Genomic DNA, 15,393 nt, shown 5'->3' with positions numbered 1-15,393 from the left:
GCGCCCAGAGCCGAGCGCGTGCCCGCACCGTCCCCCGCACCACCGGAGCCGCCGCCATGTCCTCTCCCGTCTCGTCGTCGTCCGCGCCCACGGGCGCGCCGGCACCCCGCCCAGGCGTCGCCGGACGCCTCGACTCCTGGTTCGAGGTCACGGCCCGCGGCTCCAGCTGGGCCCGCGAGATCCGCGGCGGCGTCGTCACCTTCGTGACGATGGCGTACATCGTCATCCTCAACCCGCTGATCCTCGGCGGCTTCAGCGCCGACCAGGCCGCGCAGGACGTCGCGGGCGGCTGGCTGCAGAACGCCCAGGTGGGCGCCGTCACCGCCCTCACCGCGGGCGTCATGACCATCCTCTTCGGGGCGGTGGCGCGCCTCCCGTTCGCCTTCGCGGCCGGCCTCGGCATCAACTCGTTCCTCGCGGTCACCGTCGTGCAGGACGTCACCTGGCCCGAGGCGATGGGCCTCGTCGTCATCAACGGCCTCGTGATCACGATCCTCGCCGTCACCGGCCTCCGCGGCCTGATCTTCAACGCCGTCCCCGCGGCGCTCAAGACGGCGATCACGGTCGGGATCGGCCTCTTCATCGCGTTCATCGGGCTCGTCGACTCCGGCTTCGTCCGCACCAGCGGCTCCGCGTCGCCGCCCCTCCAGCTCGGCTCAGCCGGCTCCGTCGCGACGCTGCCGACCATCACCTTCGTCATCGGGCTCGTCGTGATCGGCGTGCTGATGGCCCGCCGCGTGCGCGGGGCGATCTTCATCGGCATCGTGGCCACCACGGTCATCGCGATCGTGCTGCAGGCGATCTTCCAGGTGCCGACGTCGAACGGGCAGAACCTCGACGACTGGAACCTCAACGCCCCCGTCATGCCGACCCAGATCGTGGCCCTGCCCGACCTGTCGCTCATCGGCGACATCAGCTTCGGCGCCTTCGCCCGCATCGGCGTCCTCTCGGCCGTGATGCTGGTCTTCACGCTGGTCTTCACGAACTTCTTCGACGCGATGGGCACGATGACCGGCCTCGCCAAGGCCTCCGACGTCGCCCGACCCGACGGCACCTTCCCCCGCCTCAAGAGCGCGCTCGTCATCGAGGGCGTCGGCGCGATCGCCGGCGGCGCCACCAGCTCGTCGTCGAACACGGTCTTCGTCGAGTCGGCCTCGGGCATCGGCGAGGGCGCCCGCACCGGCGCGGCCTCGGTCGTCACCGGCCTGCTCTTCGTGCTCGCCATGTTCTTCACGCCGCTGACGCAGGTCGTGCCGCTCGAGGTGGCCGCCTCCGCGCTCGTCATCGTGGGCGCGCTGATGGTCTCGCAGATCAAGGACGTCGACTGGACCGACTTCTCCGTCGCCCTGCCGGTCTTCCTCACCATCATCACCATGCCGCTGACCTACTCGATCGCCAACGGCATCGGCGTCGGCTTCATCAGCTGGGTGATCGTCCGGGCCGCCTCCGGCAAGGCGCGCGAGATCAGCCCGCTGCTCTGGATCGTGTCGCTGGGGTTCCTCGTCTACTTCGTGCGCGGCCCGATCGAGGCCCTGGTCGGCTGAGCGGGGCGGCGGTACCGTGGGCGGCACGCGGCGGCGACGACGCTGCCGCCCCTGACCGAGGAGGCGCACCGTGCCCCGCATCACCCCCGTGCTCTGGTTCGACGGCGAGGCCGAGGCCGCCGCGACGTTCTACGTCTCGCTCTTCCCCGGTTCCCGTGTCACCGACGTCTCCCGGTACCCCGACGACTTCCCCGACCCGGCCCTCGCCGGCCAGGCGCTCGTGGTCGAGTTCGAGCTCGACGGCCAGGGCTTCCAGGGGCTGAACGGCGGGCCGGGGCACGCCCCCTCCGACGCCGTGTCGTTCTCGGTGCCGGTCTCCGACCAGCCCGAGCTCGACCGCCTGTGGGACGCCCTCGTCGCCGACGGCGGCGAGGAGGGCCGCTGCGGCTGGCTCACCGACCGCTGGGGCTTCTCCTGGCAGATCGTCCCGAGCGCCCTCGGCGAGACCCTCGGCGGCCCGGACCCGGAGGGGGCGGCCCGGGCCATGGCGGCCATGATGGGCATGGGCCGACTCGTGGTCGACGACCTGCGAGCCGCCTACGCGGGCACCTGACCCGACCCGCGCCTCCCCGGGGCTACCAGTCGTGGACGGTGCCGTCGGCCAGTCGGTTGTAGGGCAGGTACGCCTTCTCGTACGGGTACTTCCCGGCCTCGTCGACGTCGAGCTCGACGCCGAGCCCCGGCTGCTCGCCCGGGTGCAGCATGCCGCCCTCGAACGTGAACGACTGCCGGAAGACGCTGTCCGTCCGCGAGCCGTGCTGCATGTACTCCTGGATCCCGAAGTTGTGGATCGACAGCCCGAGGTGCATCGCCGCCGCCATGCCCACCGGCGAGATGTCGGTCGGGCCGTGCATGCCCGACCGGATCTGGTACTGCGCGGCGTACTCGAGCACCCGCTTGAGGTGCGTGATGCCGCCGGTGTGGGTGACGGCGCTCCGCACGTAGTCGATCAGCTGCTCGCGGATGATCTGCTGGTAGTCCCAGACGGTGTTGAAGATCTCGCCGATCGCGAGCGGCGTGGTCGTGTGCTGCCGCACGAGGCGCAGGGCCTCGGGGTTCTCGGCGGGCGTGACGTCCTCGAGCCAGAAGAGGTCGTAGGGCTCGAGGCTCTTGCCGAGCGACGCGGCCTGGATCGGCGTCATGCGGTGGTGGCCGTCGTGCAGGAGGGGGATCTCCGGCCCGAACTCGGCGCGCACGGCCTCGAAGACGGTGGGCACGTGGCGCAGGTACGAGCGGGTGTCCCAGTCCTCCTCGTTCGGCAGGGCTCCGCGCTGGGCCGGCTCGTGGTCGTAGCGCACCCCGGCGTTGGCGTCGAAGGTCGCGTTCGAGGCGATGCCGTAGATCGACGTGAGCCCGGGCACGCCGGTCTGCACGCGGATCGCGCGGTAGCCCTGCTCCTGGTGCTCGCGCACGCTGTCGAACAGCTCGGGGAGGTCCTTGCCGGAGGCGTGGCCGTAGGCGAGCAGGCCGGTGCGGGAGGCGCCCCCGAGCAGCTGGTAGAGCGGCATGCCGGCGACCTTCGCCTTGATGTCCCAGAGGGCGACGTCGACGGCGGCGATCGCGGCCATCGTGACGGGGCCGCGCCGCCAGTAGGCGCTCCGGTAGAGGAACTGCCAGGTGTCCTCGATGCGGGCTGCGTCCCGGCCGAGGAGGAGCGGCACGACGTGCTCGGAGAGGTAGGCGACGACCGCGAGCTCGCGGCCGTTGAGGGTGGCGTCGCCGAGGCCGGTGACCCCGTCGTCGGTCGTGAGCTTGAGGGTCACGAAGTTGCGGTCCGGGCTGGTGACGATCACCTCGGCCTTGTCGATCTTCATGCGGGGCGACTCCTTCGTCGGCGGGCGTGGTGCCACCGAGTCTGGCAGGCCGCCCGGCCGGGCGTCAGCCCGCTCGGCCCTTCTGCGGCACGGTCGGCACGGGCGGGGTGGGCGGAGACGGCGGCGTGGGCGGTGCGGACAGCGCGGGCGCCGCACCGCGGGCGGCGGCGTCGGCCTCCCGCGCGAGCAGGGTCGCCCCCGCGACCGCGGCCGGCATCACGAGCACGGCTCCGAACGGCACGAGGAACGAGAGCCAGGTGACGGTGCCGAAGCCCAGCGTGTGCGCCCGTCGGAGGCCCAGCGCGCGCCTCCGCTCGCGGAGGGTCCGGCCGCGGGCGTCGAACGCGAAGCCGGTGAGCTCGACGGTGAGGAACCACCCGCCGGTCACGGCGGCCAGCACCGGCACGACCGTCTGCCCGACGACGGGCACGAAGCCGCCGACGAAGAGGAGGAGGCCGATCGAGGCGGTCGCGAGCAGCAGCCGCAGCGAGTCGCCGACGCTCTTCGCGAGCCCCCGCCAGAACCCGGTGCCGAGGTCGGCCGGGGCGTCGCCCTCGTGGCGCTCGACGTGCCGCCAGATCCTCTCGTAGAACGGGTCTCCCACCAGCAGGGTCACGGCGGTGAAGGTGAACACGGCGAGCAGCACGGCGAGGGCCGCCACGGCGAGGCCGATGACGAGGCGGACGACCCGGGCCTCCCACTCGGGCCACGAGTCGGCGAACGGGGTGAGCGCCACGGCGACGTCGTCGGCGTAGCCGTTGACGAGCACGAGCAGCCCGACGAAGACGAGGCCGACGATCACGGCGGGGACGGCGCCGAGCAGCATCAGGCGCGGCGACGTGCCCCAGAGGCGCAGCCCGCGGCCGAGCAGGGCCGCGCCCGACCCGAACTCGCGCATGACCGACATGGGCCGAGCGTACCGGGCGTCGCCGACGCGGGACGGGTCGGTCGGGGGTCGGTCGCGGGCCGGTCGCGGGTCAGAGCACCTCGAGCGGCACGGCCGAGGTCGGGGCGGGGAAGGCCCGCTCGAGCTGCACGAACGCCTGGTCGTCGAGGTCGACGTCGAGCGCCGCCGCGTTCTCGCGGGTGTGGGCGACGCTGCCGGCCTTCACGGCGACGCAGACGTCCGGGGCGAGGCGCAGCACCCAGGCGAGCGCCAGCTGGGCCGGCGTCACGCCGAGGTCGCGGGCGACCGACACGACGACCGGGTGGTCGAGCAGCTCGCCGTGGTCGACGGGGGAGTACGCCATCAGCGGCACGCCGTCGGCGCGCAGCCGGGGCAGCAGGTCGAACTCAGGGCCGCGGCGGGCGAGGTTGTAGAGCACCTGGTCGGTGTGGGGGCCGGAGGCGCGGGCCGGGCCGCCGGTGCCGGTCGCCACGGCCAGGTCGTCGAGGTCGTCGACGTCGAAGTTGCTGACGCCCCAGGCGCCGATGGCGCCCTCCTCGACCAGTGCCTCCATCGCCTCCACCGTGTCGGAGAGAGGGTGGCCGCCCCGCCAATGCAGCAGGTAGAGGTCGAGACGGTCGGTGCCGAGGCGTCGGAGGCTCGCGTGGCAGGCGTCGACGGTGCCGCGGCGGCTGGCGTTGCCCGGCAGCACCTTGCTGACCAGGAAGACCTCGTCGCGGCGGCCGGCGATCGCCTCGCCGACGAGGGCCTCGGCGGCCCCGTCGCCGTACATCTCAGCGGTGTCGACGAGCGTGAGGCCGAGGTCGAGCCCGGTGCGGAGGGCCTCCAGCTCGGCGGCGCGGCGGCGCGGGTCGTCGCCGAGGTACCAGGTGCCCTGGCCGAGGGCGGGGGCGGTGCGGCCGTCGGGGAAGGTCACGGTGGGCGGGGCGGTCGTGGTCACCCGACCAGTCTGCGCCGGGAACACGCGGGCGGGCCGGGCGGTTGGCCCTCCCCGTGCAGACGACAGAACGAGCCCAGCCCGCCACCGGCAGCGTCCCCCGCCCCCGCGCCTCTCGGCGGCCCGGCGGCCGCGGCGGCGGAGGGTCGGCGGGGCTGGTCGTGTACGCCCTCACGCTGCTCGTGCTCGTCGCGAGCGGCTCGGCCCCGTCGCCGCTCTACCCGATCTACCAGGAGGAGTGGTCGCTCTCGCCGCTCGCGCTGACGGTGGTCTTCGCGGTCTACGTCGCGGGCCTGCTGGCGACCCTGCTCACCGCGGGCCGGCTCTCCGACCACGTCGGGCGTCGGCCCCTCGTGCTGGCCGGCCTCGCGGTCTCCGTGTCGGCGATGCTCGTCTTCTCCGTGGCCACGGGCGACCTGGCGCTCGTCGTCGCCCGCGTGCTCCAGGGCCTCGCCATCGGCCTCGCGACCGGGGCCCTCGGCGCCGGCATGATCGACCACCAGCCGGCCTCCCGCCCCGCCCTCGCAGCCTTCCTCAACGGCGTGACCCCGCCGGTCGCGCTCACCGTCGGGGCGCTGACCAGCGGGCTCCTCGTCGAGTTCGGGCCGCTGCCCGAGCGCCTCGTCTTCCTCGTGCTGGCGGCCGCGATGGTGGCGTGCGGGGTCGCGGTGGCGTTCGTCCCCGAGCGCGTGCCCCGCGCCTCCGGGGCCCTGCGGTCGCTCGTGCCCACCGTCACGGTGCCGGGGGAGGCGCGACGCGTCTTCGTCGCGGTCGTCGGCTGCATGATCGCGAGCTGGGGCCTCGGCGGCATGTTCCTCGCCTTCGCGGGCACGATCCTGCGGACGACCTTCGACGTGTCGAGCCCGGCGCTGACCGGGGCCGCGATCGCGCTCTTCACCGGCTCGGGGGCGCTGACGGGGCTCGCCATCCAGCGCGTCGACGCCGCGAAGGCGCTGCGCGTCGGGGTCGTGGCCCTCGTCGTCGGTCCGATCGGCATCGTCGCGGCGCTCTGGACGGCCTCCGTGCCCTTGTTCGTCGTGGCGGCCGTGGTCGGCGGCGTCGGGTTCGGCGCGGGGTTCCAGGCGGCGCTGCGGCTCGTGCTCGCGGAGGCGCCCGTCGACGCGAGGGCCGGCGTGCTGTCGAGCGTCTACGTGGCGAGCTACCTGGCGTTCGGCGTGCCGAGCGTGCTCGCCGGCGTGTTCGTCCCCGTCGACGGGCTCGACGCCGTGCTCAGCGCGTACGGGGCCTTCGTCGTCCTCGCCGCCGTGGTCGCGGCGGTGCTGCAGCGCGTGGCCCGTCGCGCCCGCCTCGCCGAGCTGCGGGCGGACGCCGTCGACGCCGAGCACCGGCGGCGCGGGGCCGGGGCCGGGGCCGGGCAGGCGTAGGCAGGCCCCGCGGTCTCTCCCCAGGGTGGCTGAGGGGCGTCCCTCCACACCGGGGCGCCGCGCGGGTGGTCCCCAGGGCGTGCGGCGGCCGCCGCCTCCCTCGGCTCCGGGCCGCCACGGTGGTCGGCATGACCCCCACCGAGAGAATCGTCCCCCGCCTGCCCGACCGCGACTCCGCCACCACCCTGGAGGAGTGGGCGGCCGTCGTCTGCGACGAGCCCTGCGACGAGGACCTGCTCTACGTCGTCCTCGTCGACGTGGCGCGCGAGCCCTGCCAGAGCGTGCTGCGCCTCCGCGGCCAGCCCCGCCTCCCGTACGGCCGCGACGTCGACGTGCTCGAGCGGCTGCTCCGCGACCAGGCGTCGGCCTGTCGCGCGCGCGGCCTGGCGCTGGTCTGGCAGCGGGCCCTCGAGTCCGACCTCGACGACCTCGCCGTCTCGACCTGGGCCCGCGGGGTCTCCGATCGCCTGGCGTCGGGCGGGCTGCGGCTGCACGGTCAGGTGCACCGGTCGCCGTCGGGGTTCGCCCCGGCCCGCCCGCTCAGCGGCGAGCTGGCCGAGCACGTGCTGCCCGACGGCATGGCCGGCCTGCTGCCCGACCAGCGGCCGGTGATGATGCGCAACCCCCACCACTGAGCGGCGGCCCGACCACCAGCGNGGGGCCCGTGTGCGGCTAGGCCGCTTCCCAGGTGGCGTGCACCACCGCGCGCGCCAGGGTGTGGTCGCGGATGGTGAAGGCCAACAGGGTGGGCGTGGCGCCGGCGTCGACGCCGGTCGTCTCGACGTCGAGCGCGTGCACGGCGACGAAGTAGCGGTGCGGCCCGTGGCCCTGCGGTGGCGCCGCGCCGAGGAAGCGGCGGAGACCCGCGTCGTTCGGCAGCTGGTAGGCGCCCTCGGGCAGCCCCGAGCCGTCGTCGTCACCGGCCCCGGAGGGCAGCGAGGTCGTCGTCGCGGGCAGGTCGGCGACCGCCCAGTGCCAGAAGCCGGCTGCCGTGGGGGCGTCGGGGTCGTACACGGTCACCGCGTAGCCCTTCGTGCCCTCGGGGGCGCCCGACCACGAGAGCTGCGGGCTGACGTCCTCGCCGCCCGCGCCGAAGATGCCGCTCACCTGGGGCGTCGACAGCACGCCGCCGTCGACCAGGTCTGTGCTCGTCAGCGTGAACGACGGCACCTCCGAGATGCTGTCGTAGGGGTTCGTGCGCGGGTCGCTCATTCGTCTCCTCCTGCCGCGGCGTCGAGCCGCTGGATCTCGTCGGCCGACAGCTTGACCGTGGCCGCCGTCGCCGAGTCCATGATGGTCTGCGGTCGTCGCGAGCCGGGGATCGGCACGACGAGCTCGCTCTTCGAGAGCTCCCAGGCGAGCGTCAGCACCTGGGGGCTGAGACGCCGCGCGTTCGCGATCTCCGCGAAGACGGCGTGCTTCGACCCGAGCTCAGCCGCGTCGGTGATGCCGCCGAGGGGGCTCCACGGCAGGAAGGCGATGCCCATCTCGTCGCAGAGGGCCAGCTCGACCTCGCTCGACCGGAAGGCCGGCGAGTACTGGTTCTGCACCGACACGAGACGGCCGTCGAGCACCTCGTTCGCGAGGCGGATCTGGTCGACGTCGGCGTTCGAGATGCCCGCCATGCGGATCACGCCCTCGTCGAGCAGCTCCGCCAGGGCGCCGATCGAGTCCGCGTACGGCACGGCCGGGTCCGGGCGGTGGAACTGGTAGAGGCCGATGGTCTCGACGCCGAGGCGCTGCGCGGACGCGCGTGCCGCCTCCTTCAGGTAGGCCGGGTCGCCGTTCTGCGACCAGTCGCCGGCCCCGGGGCGGAGGTGGCCGCCCTTGGTCGCGACGAGCACGTCCGACGTGTCGCCGTGGTAGCTGGCGAGCGCCCGGGCGACGAGCGACTCGTTGTGGCCGACCTCGTGCGCGCCGGGCTGGTGGTAGGCGTCGGCCGTGTCGATCAGGGTGATGCCCTGCTCGAGGGCGGCGTGGATGGTCGCCACCGCCTGCTTCTCCTCCGGCCGGCCCTCGATCGACAGGGGCATCGCCCCGAGGCCGATCGCGCTGACGGTGACGTCTCCGATGGTCCGTGTCCTCATGCTGTTCTCCTGTTCACCACGCGTAGTCCTCGGGCGCCGTGCGGTGCCCGGGGAAGATCTCGTCGAGGCGCCCGAGGGCGTCGTCGTCGAGTCGGATGTCGACGGCCGCGACGGCCGACTCGAGCTGCTCCATCGTGCGCGGGCCGGTGATGGGCCCGGTGACGCCCGGCTGGTGCAGCAGCCACGCCAGGGCGAGCTCGCCCGGGGCGTGGCCGAGGTCGTCGGCCAGGGCCTCGTAGCGCTCGAGCTGGTCACGGTGCTCGGCCACGTACTCGGCCGCCCGGCCCTCGAGGCGCCGGACGCCCTGGTCGGCCTTCCGGACGACTCCGCCCAGCAGGCCGCCGTTCAGGGGCGACCACGGGATCATGCCCAGGCCGTAGGCGCGGGCCGCCGGCAGGGTCTCACGCTCGACGTCGCGGACGATGAGGTTGTAGATCGACTGCTCGCTGACGAGGCCGGTGAAGTGCCGGGCCTTCGCCGCCTCCTGCGCCTGCGCGATGTGCCAGCCGGCGAAGTTGCTGCTGCCGGCGTAGAGCACCTTGCCCTGCTGCACGGCCACCTCCATCGCCTGCCAGATCTCCTCCCACGGCGTCTCCCGGTCCACGTGGTGGAACTGGTAGAGGTCGATGTGGTCGGTCTGCAGCCGCGTGAGGCTCTCGTCCAGCGCCCGCCGGATGTTCAGCGCGCTGAGCTTCCCGCCGTTCGGCCAGTCGCTCATGTCGCCGTAGAGCTTGGTGGCGAGCACCGTCTTCTCGCGGCGGCCGCCGCCGCGGGCGAACCAGCGGCCGATGATCTGCTCGGTGACGCCCTCGCCCTTCTGCCAGCCGTAGACGTTCGCCGTGTCGAAGAAGTTGACGCCCAGGTCGTGGGCGCGGTCCATGATCGCGTGGGAGTCGGCCTCGGAGGTCTGCGGCCCGAAGTTCATCGTGCCGAGCACCGCCCTCGAGACGGACAGCCCCGTGCGTCCCAGATGTGTGTAGTCCATGGCTCCTGGCTACGCCCTCGGGCCGGTGACCGCTCACAGCTGGTGCCTGATCCCCACCTGCGCCGGCCCGCGGGCCCGCTGACCCCCGCGTGCCCAGGCGCTTGGCAGGCGGCACGGCGGGCCCTGCCAGCCCGACCGCCTACCGTCGGGGCATGTCGACCCGCAGCACCACCGCCTCCGGCACCCGACGCGCCCGGGCCCGCGACCGCTACGTCGCGGCCAGGGCCCGCCTCGACGCGTGGCCGCGCCTCCGCGTCGCCTACAAGGTGCTCGTCGCGCTCGTGGGCCTCCTCGTCGTGGCCCTCGGGCTCGTGCTCGTCCCGCTGCCCGGCCCGGGGTGGTTGATCGTCTTCGTCGGGGTGGCCGTGCTCGGCACGGAGTTCCCCGCGGCCCACCGGGTCACGCAGGCCGTGCGACGGCTCGGCCGCCGGCTGCACCTGCGCTGGCGGGCCTGGCGCGTCGCCCGCTCCGCCCGGGCCGCCTGACCCCTGGCGCGGGCCGGTCAGCCGACGACGAGAGGGGCCCCCTGCCTGCGCAGGGGGCCCCTCTCGTCGTCGGTCCGCCTAGTGCGGAGCGACGTACGCGACGGGCTCGGGCAGGCCGGCCTGGGCGCGGATGCTCCGCGAGAGCCGCTCGATCGCGGTGAGCGCCGCGACGACGTCGTCGGCCGTCACGGGGAACGGCATCGAGTGGATCGTCTCCGACTCCACCGTGGCGGCCTCCGCCACCGCCCGGAGCTCGTCGTGGTCGTCGACGGAGAGCCCGATCTCGGTGAGGGTGTTGGGCAGGCCGACGCGGGTGGTGAAGACGACGAACTCCTCGATCTCCTGACGGGGAGCGCCCTCCAGCACGAGCTGCGTCATCGAGCCGACGTTGACCTTCTGCCCGTGGGTGAGGCCGTGCGTCTGCGGAGCCGCGGTCAGCCCGTTGTGGATCGCGTGGGCGGCGGCGAGGCCCCCCGACTCGAAGCCGAGGCCCGAGAGGAGCGTGTTCGCCTCGACGAGGTCCTCCAGGGCCGGCGTGACGACGTGGTCGCGCACCGCCTCGAGGGCCGAGAACGCGTTCTCGTGGATGATCTCCCACGACAGCTGGGCCAGCGCCACGCCCGTCTTCGTCGCCAGGCCGCCCGCCATGGTCGTGGCGTGTGCCCGCGACGAGGCCCGCGCCTCCAGCCAGGTCGCCAGGGCGTCGCCGATGCCGGCGACCAGGAACTTCTCCGGGGCGTTCGCGACGAGCTGGGTGTCCACGAGCACGAGGTCCGGGTTCCGGGGGAAGAAGCGGTACTCGAGGAACTCGCCCTCCTCCGAGTACACGACGGCGAGGGCTGAGGTCGGGGCGTCGGTCGAGGCGACCGTGGGCACGCTCACCCACCGGACGCCGGCGAGGTGGCCCGCCGCCTTCGCCGCGTCGATGACGCTGCCGCCCCCGATGCCGACGACGACGTCGGCCTCGGTCGACCGGATCTGCCCGGCGAGCTCGTCGATGGCGGCCGGGGTCGCGAACCGGCCGAAGCCGACCCTCTCGACGCGCAGCTCCGAGCCGCCGAAGCTCGTCTCGACGGCGTCGCCGACGAGTCCCCAGACGACGTCGTCGGAGACGATCAGGGGCGACGAGCCGATGGCGGCGACGAACTCGCCGAGGCGGGTGATCGCGTCCTTCCCCTGGACGTAGCGGGCGGGGCTCATGACGGTGCGGACCGGTGTGGTCATCGTGTCTTCCTCTCTCGACGGGGTCGGGCCCGACGGTACGCGGCGGCTCTGGACGGCCCCTGGCGACGCCCAGCCGCCTCCCGGCGGGCCGGGACCCGCGGTTCAGGCCCCTCCCGGTAAAGTCCGTCGGGTGACGCCCAGCCCCGCCTCCGCGACCCCGTACGAGGTGCTCGGCGTGCCCGCCGGCGTCAGCGACGACGAGCTCCGCCGCGCCTACCGCCGCCTCGCGCGCGAGACGCACCCCGACCTCGGCGGCAGCGCGGCGGCCTTCCGCTCCCTCCAGCTCGCCTGGGAGCAGGTCGGGACTCCGGAGGCGCGGGCCGCCTACGACCGCCGCCGCGGCCCCGCCACGTCAGGGTCCCGCGCCCCGGGGCCCGGCACCGCCGGCGGCGCCCCGTTCAGCTGGGCCCCTCCGGCCCGCGACGCTCCGCGCACGGGCTCCCAGCCGCGTGCCCGCGTGCACGGCCACCCCGGAGGCGCCAACCGCGAGCGGTACCTCGACCTCATGCGGGAGTGGGTCGGTCGCGGCGTGCCCCTCGACGACCCCTACGACGAGCAGCTCGTCCGCACCGCCCCGCCCGAGATCCGCCACGTCCTGGCGGACGCGCTCGCCGAGGAGGCGACCGTGGCCGTGGTCACCGGCCTGGGCATCGGCTACACGATCTGGAGCGACGTCGACGCCGGCGACGAGGGCAAGCTCGACCACGTCGTGCTCGGCCCGTCGGGCCTGTTCGCCGTCCAGTCGTCCGACTGGGGGAGCGAGCTCGTCGTCTCCCGGGGCGAGCTGGTCGGCAGCGGCGTGCCCGAGCACGAGCAGCCCGTGCGCGACCTCACCCGCCAGGCCCGCGCCGTGCGACGTGCCACGCGCGTCTCGTTCACGCACCAGCTGATCGTGGTGCCCGACGACGACTTCCCGCCGGCCCTCGAGCAGGTCGGCCGCGGTCGACGCGGCTCCACCTGGGTGCTGCGTCGGTCGCTGCTGGCGCACGTCCTGACGTACGGGCCCGAGCTCGGCGACCGGACCTCGATCAGCGACGTCTTCGAGGTGCGCGAGCGACTGCAGCAGTCCATCCGCTTCGTCTAGGCCGTGGCGGCCGCCCGATCGTTCCACGGAGCGCCCGGCTGACGCGTCGACCAGCGGCCCTGGCCCGGCCCCGGGCGGCGACCTCGTCGTCCCCGCCCCGGGCGGGAGGGTGGGGGATGGTCCGACATCGGGTTCCGGACCAGCCCCCGGGTTCTCGTTCGGAGCCTCCGCCGGATCGGATGGGTCGTGCCCGCCACCTCGCCGGGTCCGCTCCCGGCGGCGTGTGGCAAGCTCGCGGGGTGACCATCCACGGACCCGCTGACGGCTGGGTCGAGACCTCCGACGGCCGACGTTTCTGGGGCCGAGCGGGCGCAGCCGGCCTGCTCGTCGTCGACGCCGACGACCGCGTCCTCCTGCAGCACCGCGTCGAGTGGAGCCACCACGGCGGCACCTGGGGCCTGCCGGGCGGCGCCCGCCAGTTCGACGAGACCGCGGTCGAGGGCGCCCTCCGCGAGAGCGGCGAGGAGGCCGCCGTGCCCGGCGACGCCCTGCGGCTCGTGTTCGAGTCCGTGCTCGAGGTGCCGCCGTGGTCGTACACGACCGTCGTGGCCCGGGTCGAGCGGCCGTTCGAGGCCGTGATCTCCGACGCGGAGAGCATCGAGCTCGCCTGGGTGCCCCGCGCCGACGTCGCGGCCCTGCCGCTGCACCCCGGCTTCGCGGCGTCCTGGCCGGGGCTCGAGGCCCAGCTCGACCTCGCCCCGCACCTCGTCGTCGACGCGGCCAACGTCGTGGGCTCTCGCCCGGACGGCTGGTGGCGCGACCGTGCCGGGGCCGCCACGCGCCTCCTCGGGGCGCTCTCGGCCGCGGCCCGCACGGGCCTGCCGGCCGACCTCGTGCTGGCGGAGCCCCCGACCGGGGCGGGCGCCGCGACCTCCTGGTGGCCGCACGTCACCGTCGTCCTCGAGGGGGAGGCGCGGGGCGCGGCGGAGACCGCCGACGGCCCCGAGGCCCGCACCTCGGGCACCGCGGCCCACCCCGTCACGGTCGTGCGGGCGCCCGCCGACGGCGACGCCGCGATCGTCGAGGTCGTCGACCGCCTGCGCACCGGCGGCGGACAGGTCGTCGTCGTGACGGCCGACCGCGAGCTCGGCGACAGGGTACGGGCCCGGGGGGCCGACGTGGTGGGCCCGGGCCGCCTGCTCGCGGCCCTCGACGCGCTGCCCGCGAGCTGAGGCGCCGGCGGCGCCGCACGCGACCCACCGCACGCCGCCCACCGCACGCCGCACACGACGACGCCGTGGTCGCCCGGAGGGCGACCACGGCGTCTCGTCGGCGGTGCCGCACGGGTCAGGCCGCGGGGCCGTCCCCGAGGGTGACCGTGGCGGTCTGCGAGGCGCCCGTCGCGTCGGTCCAGGTGACCGTCACGCGGTCTCCCGAGGCGTGCGCCGTCACCGCCGCGGTCAGGGCCTGGGCCGTGGTCACGGGCGTGCCGTCGAGGGCCGTCACCACGTCGCCGGCGACGAGGCCCGCCGACTCCGCCGCGCTCCCGTCGACCGTGCCGGCGATCGGCACGCCGGCGACGCCGCCCGTGGCGGTGCTGGCGATCTCGGCGCCGAGGAAGGCGGGGAGGCCGATCTGCACGGTCGAGCTCGATGTGCCGGACTCGATCTGGCGCGCGATGTCGAGCGCGTCGTCGATCGGGATCGCGTAGCCCGTGATCGGGGTGGTCCCCGAGGAGGCGGCGGTCACGATGCCGACGACGTCGCCGGAGGCGTCGCGGAGGGGCCCGCCGGAGTCGCCCGAGACGACGTCCGACCGGAGCTCGATGAGCCCGCTCAGCGACTCCGTCCCCGTGCCCGACTCGCTCTGGACCTGGATCGACTCGTCGGTCGACAGGACGGTGCCCGTCGCCGTCACGAGGTCTCCGGTGCCGCCCGCGTTGCCCGTCGAGTGCACGGCGTCGCCCACGGCGACGTCGCCCGAGTCGTCGAACGTCACGGGGGTGAGCCCGCTCGCGTCGCGCAGCTGGAGCACGGCGACGTCGTTCGTCGCGTCGGTGCCGACGACGTCGGCCGTGTACGTCCGCCCGGAGGCCTCGTCGGTCACCTGGATGCTCGTCGACCCCTGCACGACGTGGTTGTTGGTCAGCACGAGCCCGTTCGCCGTGAGGACCATGCCCGTGCCGGCCGACTTGTACGACTCGTCGTAGTTCAGCGTCGAGACGATGGTGACCACGCCCGCGGTCTCCGCCTCCGTCGCGGGCACGGCCGACGACTCGGTCGTGCCCGTCCCGCCCTGGGTCCCGTCGCCCGGCAGCGCGCTGCCGGTGCCGCCCTGAGCGCTCCCCGAGCCGCCCGTGCTGCCCGAGCGAGGGCCGAGCAGCTGCGGAGCGAGCTCGAGCGCCTGCCGCTGGGCCGCCGCGGAGGCCGCGGCGGCCTCGCCGGCCGTGCGGCCGACGGCCCAGGCTCCCGCACCGGCGCCGCCGGCCACGAGCACGACCGCGGCGGCGGCCCCGGTCAGCGCGAGCCAGCGCCGGGAGCGTCGACGGCCCGCCGCGGCGACGGGCGACGCGCCCGGCCCGGCGAAGGTCGGGGGCACGGCCGTGCCGGGAGCCGCGTCGTACGACTGGTGCCCGTCGTCGGCCACGGGGCGGGCCGCGGAGACGTACCGGGCGTCCGACGAGCCCGTGACGTGGGGGAGGACGTGGGCGGTCGGCGAGCCGTCGCCGGCGGCCGACGGCGTCGGGGCGGGCTGTGTCGTCGGGGCGGGCTGGCGGACGTCGTCCGTGCCGTCGTCGGTGCGGGCGTTCTCGTCGCGCTCGGGGTGGTCCATGGGGTGCCTCCTGTGGCTGTCGTGGTGACGTGCCCCCATCAGACGTCGGCACCCTGTCCGTTCCCGATGACGAGTCCATGAACGCGTCGGGAGTCGCATGAGGAGGAGCCGTGAAGGGCGTCGCCCTCGGACGCCCCGTCGCCCCCGGGCGGCCTCCGAGGGCGGATCC

15 protein-coding genes are annotated in these 15,393 nt (G+C 74.8%); 7 read left to right on the top strand and 8 right to left on the bottom strand.

Annotation, left to right across the window (positions count from 1 at the left end):
• Window positions 1–56 precede the first annotated feature (56 nt).
• Both IFT72_RS05845 and IFT72_RS05840 read left to right on the top strand, forming a co-directional pair.
• Entirely contained in the window at window positions 57–1,544 is a 1,488-nt protein-coding gene (locus tag IFT72_RS05845) for an NCS2 family permease (protein ID WP_192045758.1), read from the top strand.
• Window positions 1,545–1,614: 70 nt separating this feature from the next.
• A complete protein-coding gene (locus IFT72_RS05840) occupies window positions 1,615–2,097 on the top strand; it encodes a VOC family protein (RefSeq protein WP_056055159.1) in 483 nt (160 codons plus the stop codon).
• 22 nt (window positions 2,098–2,119) lie between these two features.
• Here IFT72_RS05840 and manD read toward each other — a convergent pair whose 3' ends face one another.
• From manD to IFT72_RS05825, 3 genes are all read right to left on the bottom strand, one after another.
• Window positions 2,120–3,358 carry a D-mannonate dehydratase ManD gene (gene manD / locus IFT72_RS05835; RefSeq protein WP_192045757.1) on the bottom strand — a complete coding sequence of 413 codons (1,239 nt, stop codon included), beginning with the start codon at window positions 3,356–3,358 and terminating at the stop codon, window positions 2,120–2,122.
• A gap of 64 nt (window positions 3,359–3,422) precedes the next feature.
• The gene (locus tag IFT72_RS05830; protein ID WP_192045756.1) at window positions 3,423–4,265 is read right to left on the bottom strand and encodes an EI24 domain-containing protein; all 843 of its coding nucleotides are present in this window, start codon (window positions 4,263–4,265) and stop codon (window positions 3,423–3,425) included.
• Between the two features lie 70 nt (window positions 4,266–4,335).
• On the bottom strand, window positions 4,336–5,205 hold the full coding sequence (locus IFT72_RS05825; RefSeq protein ID WP_192045755.1) for an aldo/keto reductase: 870 nt from the start codon (window positions 5,203–5,205) through the stop codon (window positions 4,336–4,338).
• A gap of 53 nt (window positions 5,206–5,258) precedes the next feature.
• Between IFT72_RS05825 and IFT72_RS05820 the strand changes: the two genes are divergently transcribed.
• Window positions 5,259–6,587 carry an MFS transporter gene (locus tag IFT72_RS05820; protein ID WP_192045754.1) on the top strand — a complete coding sequence of 443 codons (1,329 nt, stop codon included), beginning with the start codon at window positions 5,259–5,261 and terminating at the stop codon, window positions 6,585–6,587.
• 128 nt (window positions 6,588–6,715) lie between these two features.
• Entirely contained in the window at window positions 6,716–7,222 is a 507-nt protein-coding gene (locus IFT72_RS05815; protein ID WP_192045753.1) for a hypothetical protein, read from the top strand.
• A 37-nt stretch (window positions 7,223–7,259) separates the two neighbouring features.
• Here the strand turns inward: IFT72_RS05815 and IFT72_RS05810 are convergent, their stop codons facing one another.
• From IFT72_RS05810 to IFT72_RS05800, 3 genes are read right to left on the bottom strand one after another with little or no spacing between them, the layout of a single operon-like run.
• Window positions 7,260–7,799 (bottom strand): YbhB/YbcL family Raf kinase inhibitor-like protein, encoded by a 540-nt coding sequence (locus IFT72_RS05810; RefSeq protein WP_056055145.1) that lies wholly within the window; start codon window positions 7,797–7,799, stop codon window positions 7,260–7,262.
• Window positions 7,796–8,674 carry an aldo/keto reductase gene (locus IFT72_RS05805; protein ID WP_056055142.1) on the bottom strand — a complete coding sequence of 293 codons (879 nt, stop codon included), beginning with the start codon at window positions 8,672–8,674 and terminating at the stop codon, window positions 7,796–7,798. The genes IFT72_RS05810 and IFT72_RS05805 overlap by 4 nt, the downstream gene beginning before the upstream one ends.
• Before the next feature lie 13 nt (window positions 8,675–8,687).
• Window positions 8,688–9,659 (bottom strand): aldo/keto reductase, encoded by a 972-nt coding sequence (locus tag IFT72_RS05800; RefSeq protein WP_192045752.1) that lies wholly within the window; start codon window positions 9,657–9,659, stop codon window positions 8,688–8,690.
• A 152-nt stretch (window positions 9,660–9,811) separates the two neighbouring features.
• Between IFT72_RS05800 and IFT72_RS05795 the strand changes: the two genes are divergently transcribed.
• Window positions 9,812–10,144, top strand: coding sequence for a PGPGW domain-containing protein (locus IFT72_RS05795; RefSeq protein WP_056055136.1), 333 nt, complete (start codon window positions 9,812–9,814; stop codon window positions 10,142–10,144).
• A gap of 78 nt (window positions 10,145–10,222) precedes the next feature.
• On the opposite strand, the gene IFT72_RS05790 is transcribed toward IFT72_RS05795, so the two are convergent.
• A complete protein-coding gene (locus IFT72_RS05790) occupies window positions 10,223–11,368 on the bottom strand; it encodes a glycerol dehydrogenase (protein ID WP_192045751.1) in 1,146 nt (381 codons plus the stop codon).
• A 130-nt stretch (window positions 11,369–11,498) separates the two neighbouring features.
• Between IFT72_RS05790 and IFT72_RS05785 the strand changes: the two genes are divergently transcribed.
• Window positions 11,499–12,452 carry a nuclease-related domain-containing protein gene (locus tag IFT72_RS05785; RefSeq protein ID WP_185232781.1) on the top strand — a complete coding sequence of 318 codons (954 nt, stop codon included), beginning with the start codon at window positions 11,499–11,501 and terminating at the stop codon, window positions 12,450–12,452.
• Between the two features lie 239 nt (window positions 12,453–12,691).
• A complete protein-coding gene (locus IFT72_RS05780) occupies window positions 12,692–13,624 on the top strand; it encodes an NUDIX hydrolase (RefSeq protein WP_235491183.1) in 933 nt (310 codons plus the stop codon).
• Window positions 13,625–13,739: 115 nt separating this feature from the next.
• Here IFT72_RS05780 and IFT72_RS05775 read toward each other — a convergent pair whose 3' ends face one another.
• Window positions 13,740–15,224, bottom strand: a complete 1,485-nt coding sequence (locus tag IFT72_RS05775; RefSeq protein WP_192045750.1) for a S1C family serine protease — start codon at window positions 15,222–15,224, stop codon at window positions 13,740–13,742.
• Between the last annotated feature and the right edge of the window lie 169 nt (window positions 15,225–15,393).

Origin of the sequence: Frigoribacterium sp. CFBP 8754 (assembly GCF_014841815.1) — a bacterium.
GTDB classification, from domain to species: Bacteria; Actinomycetota; Actinomycetes; order Actinomycetales; family Microbacteriaceae; genus Frigoribacterium; species Frigoribacterium endophyticum.
The sequence above is the reverse complement of the archived record's forward strand: the minus strand, read 5'-3'. Positions and strand labels throughout refer to the sequence as shown.

Excerpts from the sequence above, each read along its gene's own strand:
- IFT72_RS05845 (WP_192045758.1), top strand. The coding sequence starts at position 57 with ATGTCCTCTCCCGTCTCGTCGTCGTCCGCGCCCACGGGCGCGCCGGCA.
- manD (WP_192045757.1), bottom strand. The coding sequence starts at position 3,358 with ATGAAGATCGACAAGGCCGAGGTGATCGTCACCAGCCCGGACCGCAAC.
- IFT72_RS05830 (WP_192045756.1), bottom strand. The coding sequence starts at position 4,265 with ATGTCGGTCATGCGCGAGTTCGGGTCGGGCGCGGCCCTGCTCGGCCGC.
- IFT72_RS05815 (WP_192045753.1), top strand. The coding sequence starts at position 6,716 with ATGACCCCCACCGAGAGAATCGTCCCCCGCCTGCCCGACCGCGACTCC.
- IFT72_RS05810 (WP_056055145.1), bottom strand. The coding sequence starts at position 7,799 with ATGAGCGACCCGCGCACGAACCCCTACGACAGCATCTCGGAGGTGCCG.
- IFT72_RS05805 (WP_056055142.1), bottom strand. The coding sequence starts at position 8,674 with ATGAGGACACGGACCATCGGAGACGTCACCGTCAGCGCGATCGGCCTC.
- IFT72_RS05800 (WP_192045752.1), bottom strand. The coding sequence starts at position 9,659 with ATGGACTACACACATCTGGGACGCACGGGGCTGTCCGTCTCGAGGGCG.
- IFT72_RS05795 (WP_056055136.1), top strand. The coding sequence starts at position 9,812 with ATGTCGACCCGCAGCACCACCGCCTCCGGCACCCGACGCGCCCGGGCC.
- IFT72_RS05790 (WP_192045751.1), bottom strand. The coding sequence starts at position 11,368 with ATGACCACACCGGTCCGCACCGTCATGAGCCCCGCCCGCTACGTCCAG.
- IFT72_RS05775 (WP_192045750.1), bottom strand. The coding sequence starts at position 15,224 with ATGGACCACCCCGAGCGCGACGAGAACGCCCGCACCGACGACGGCACG.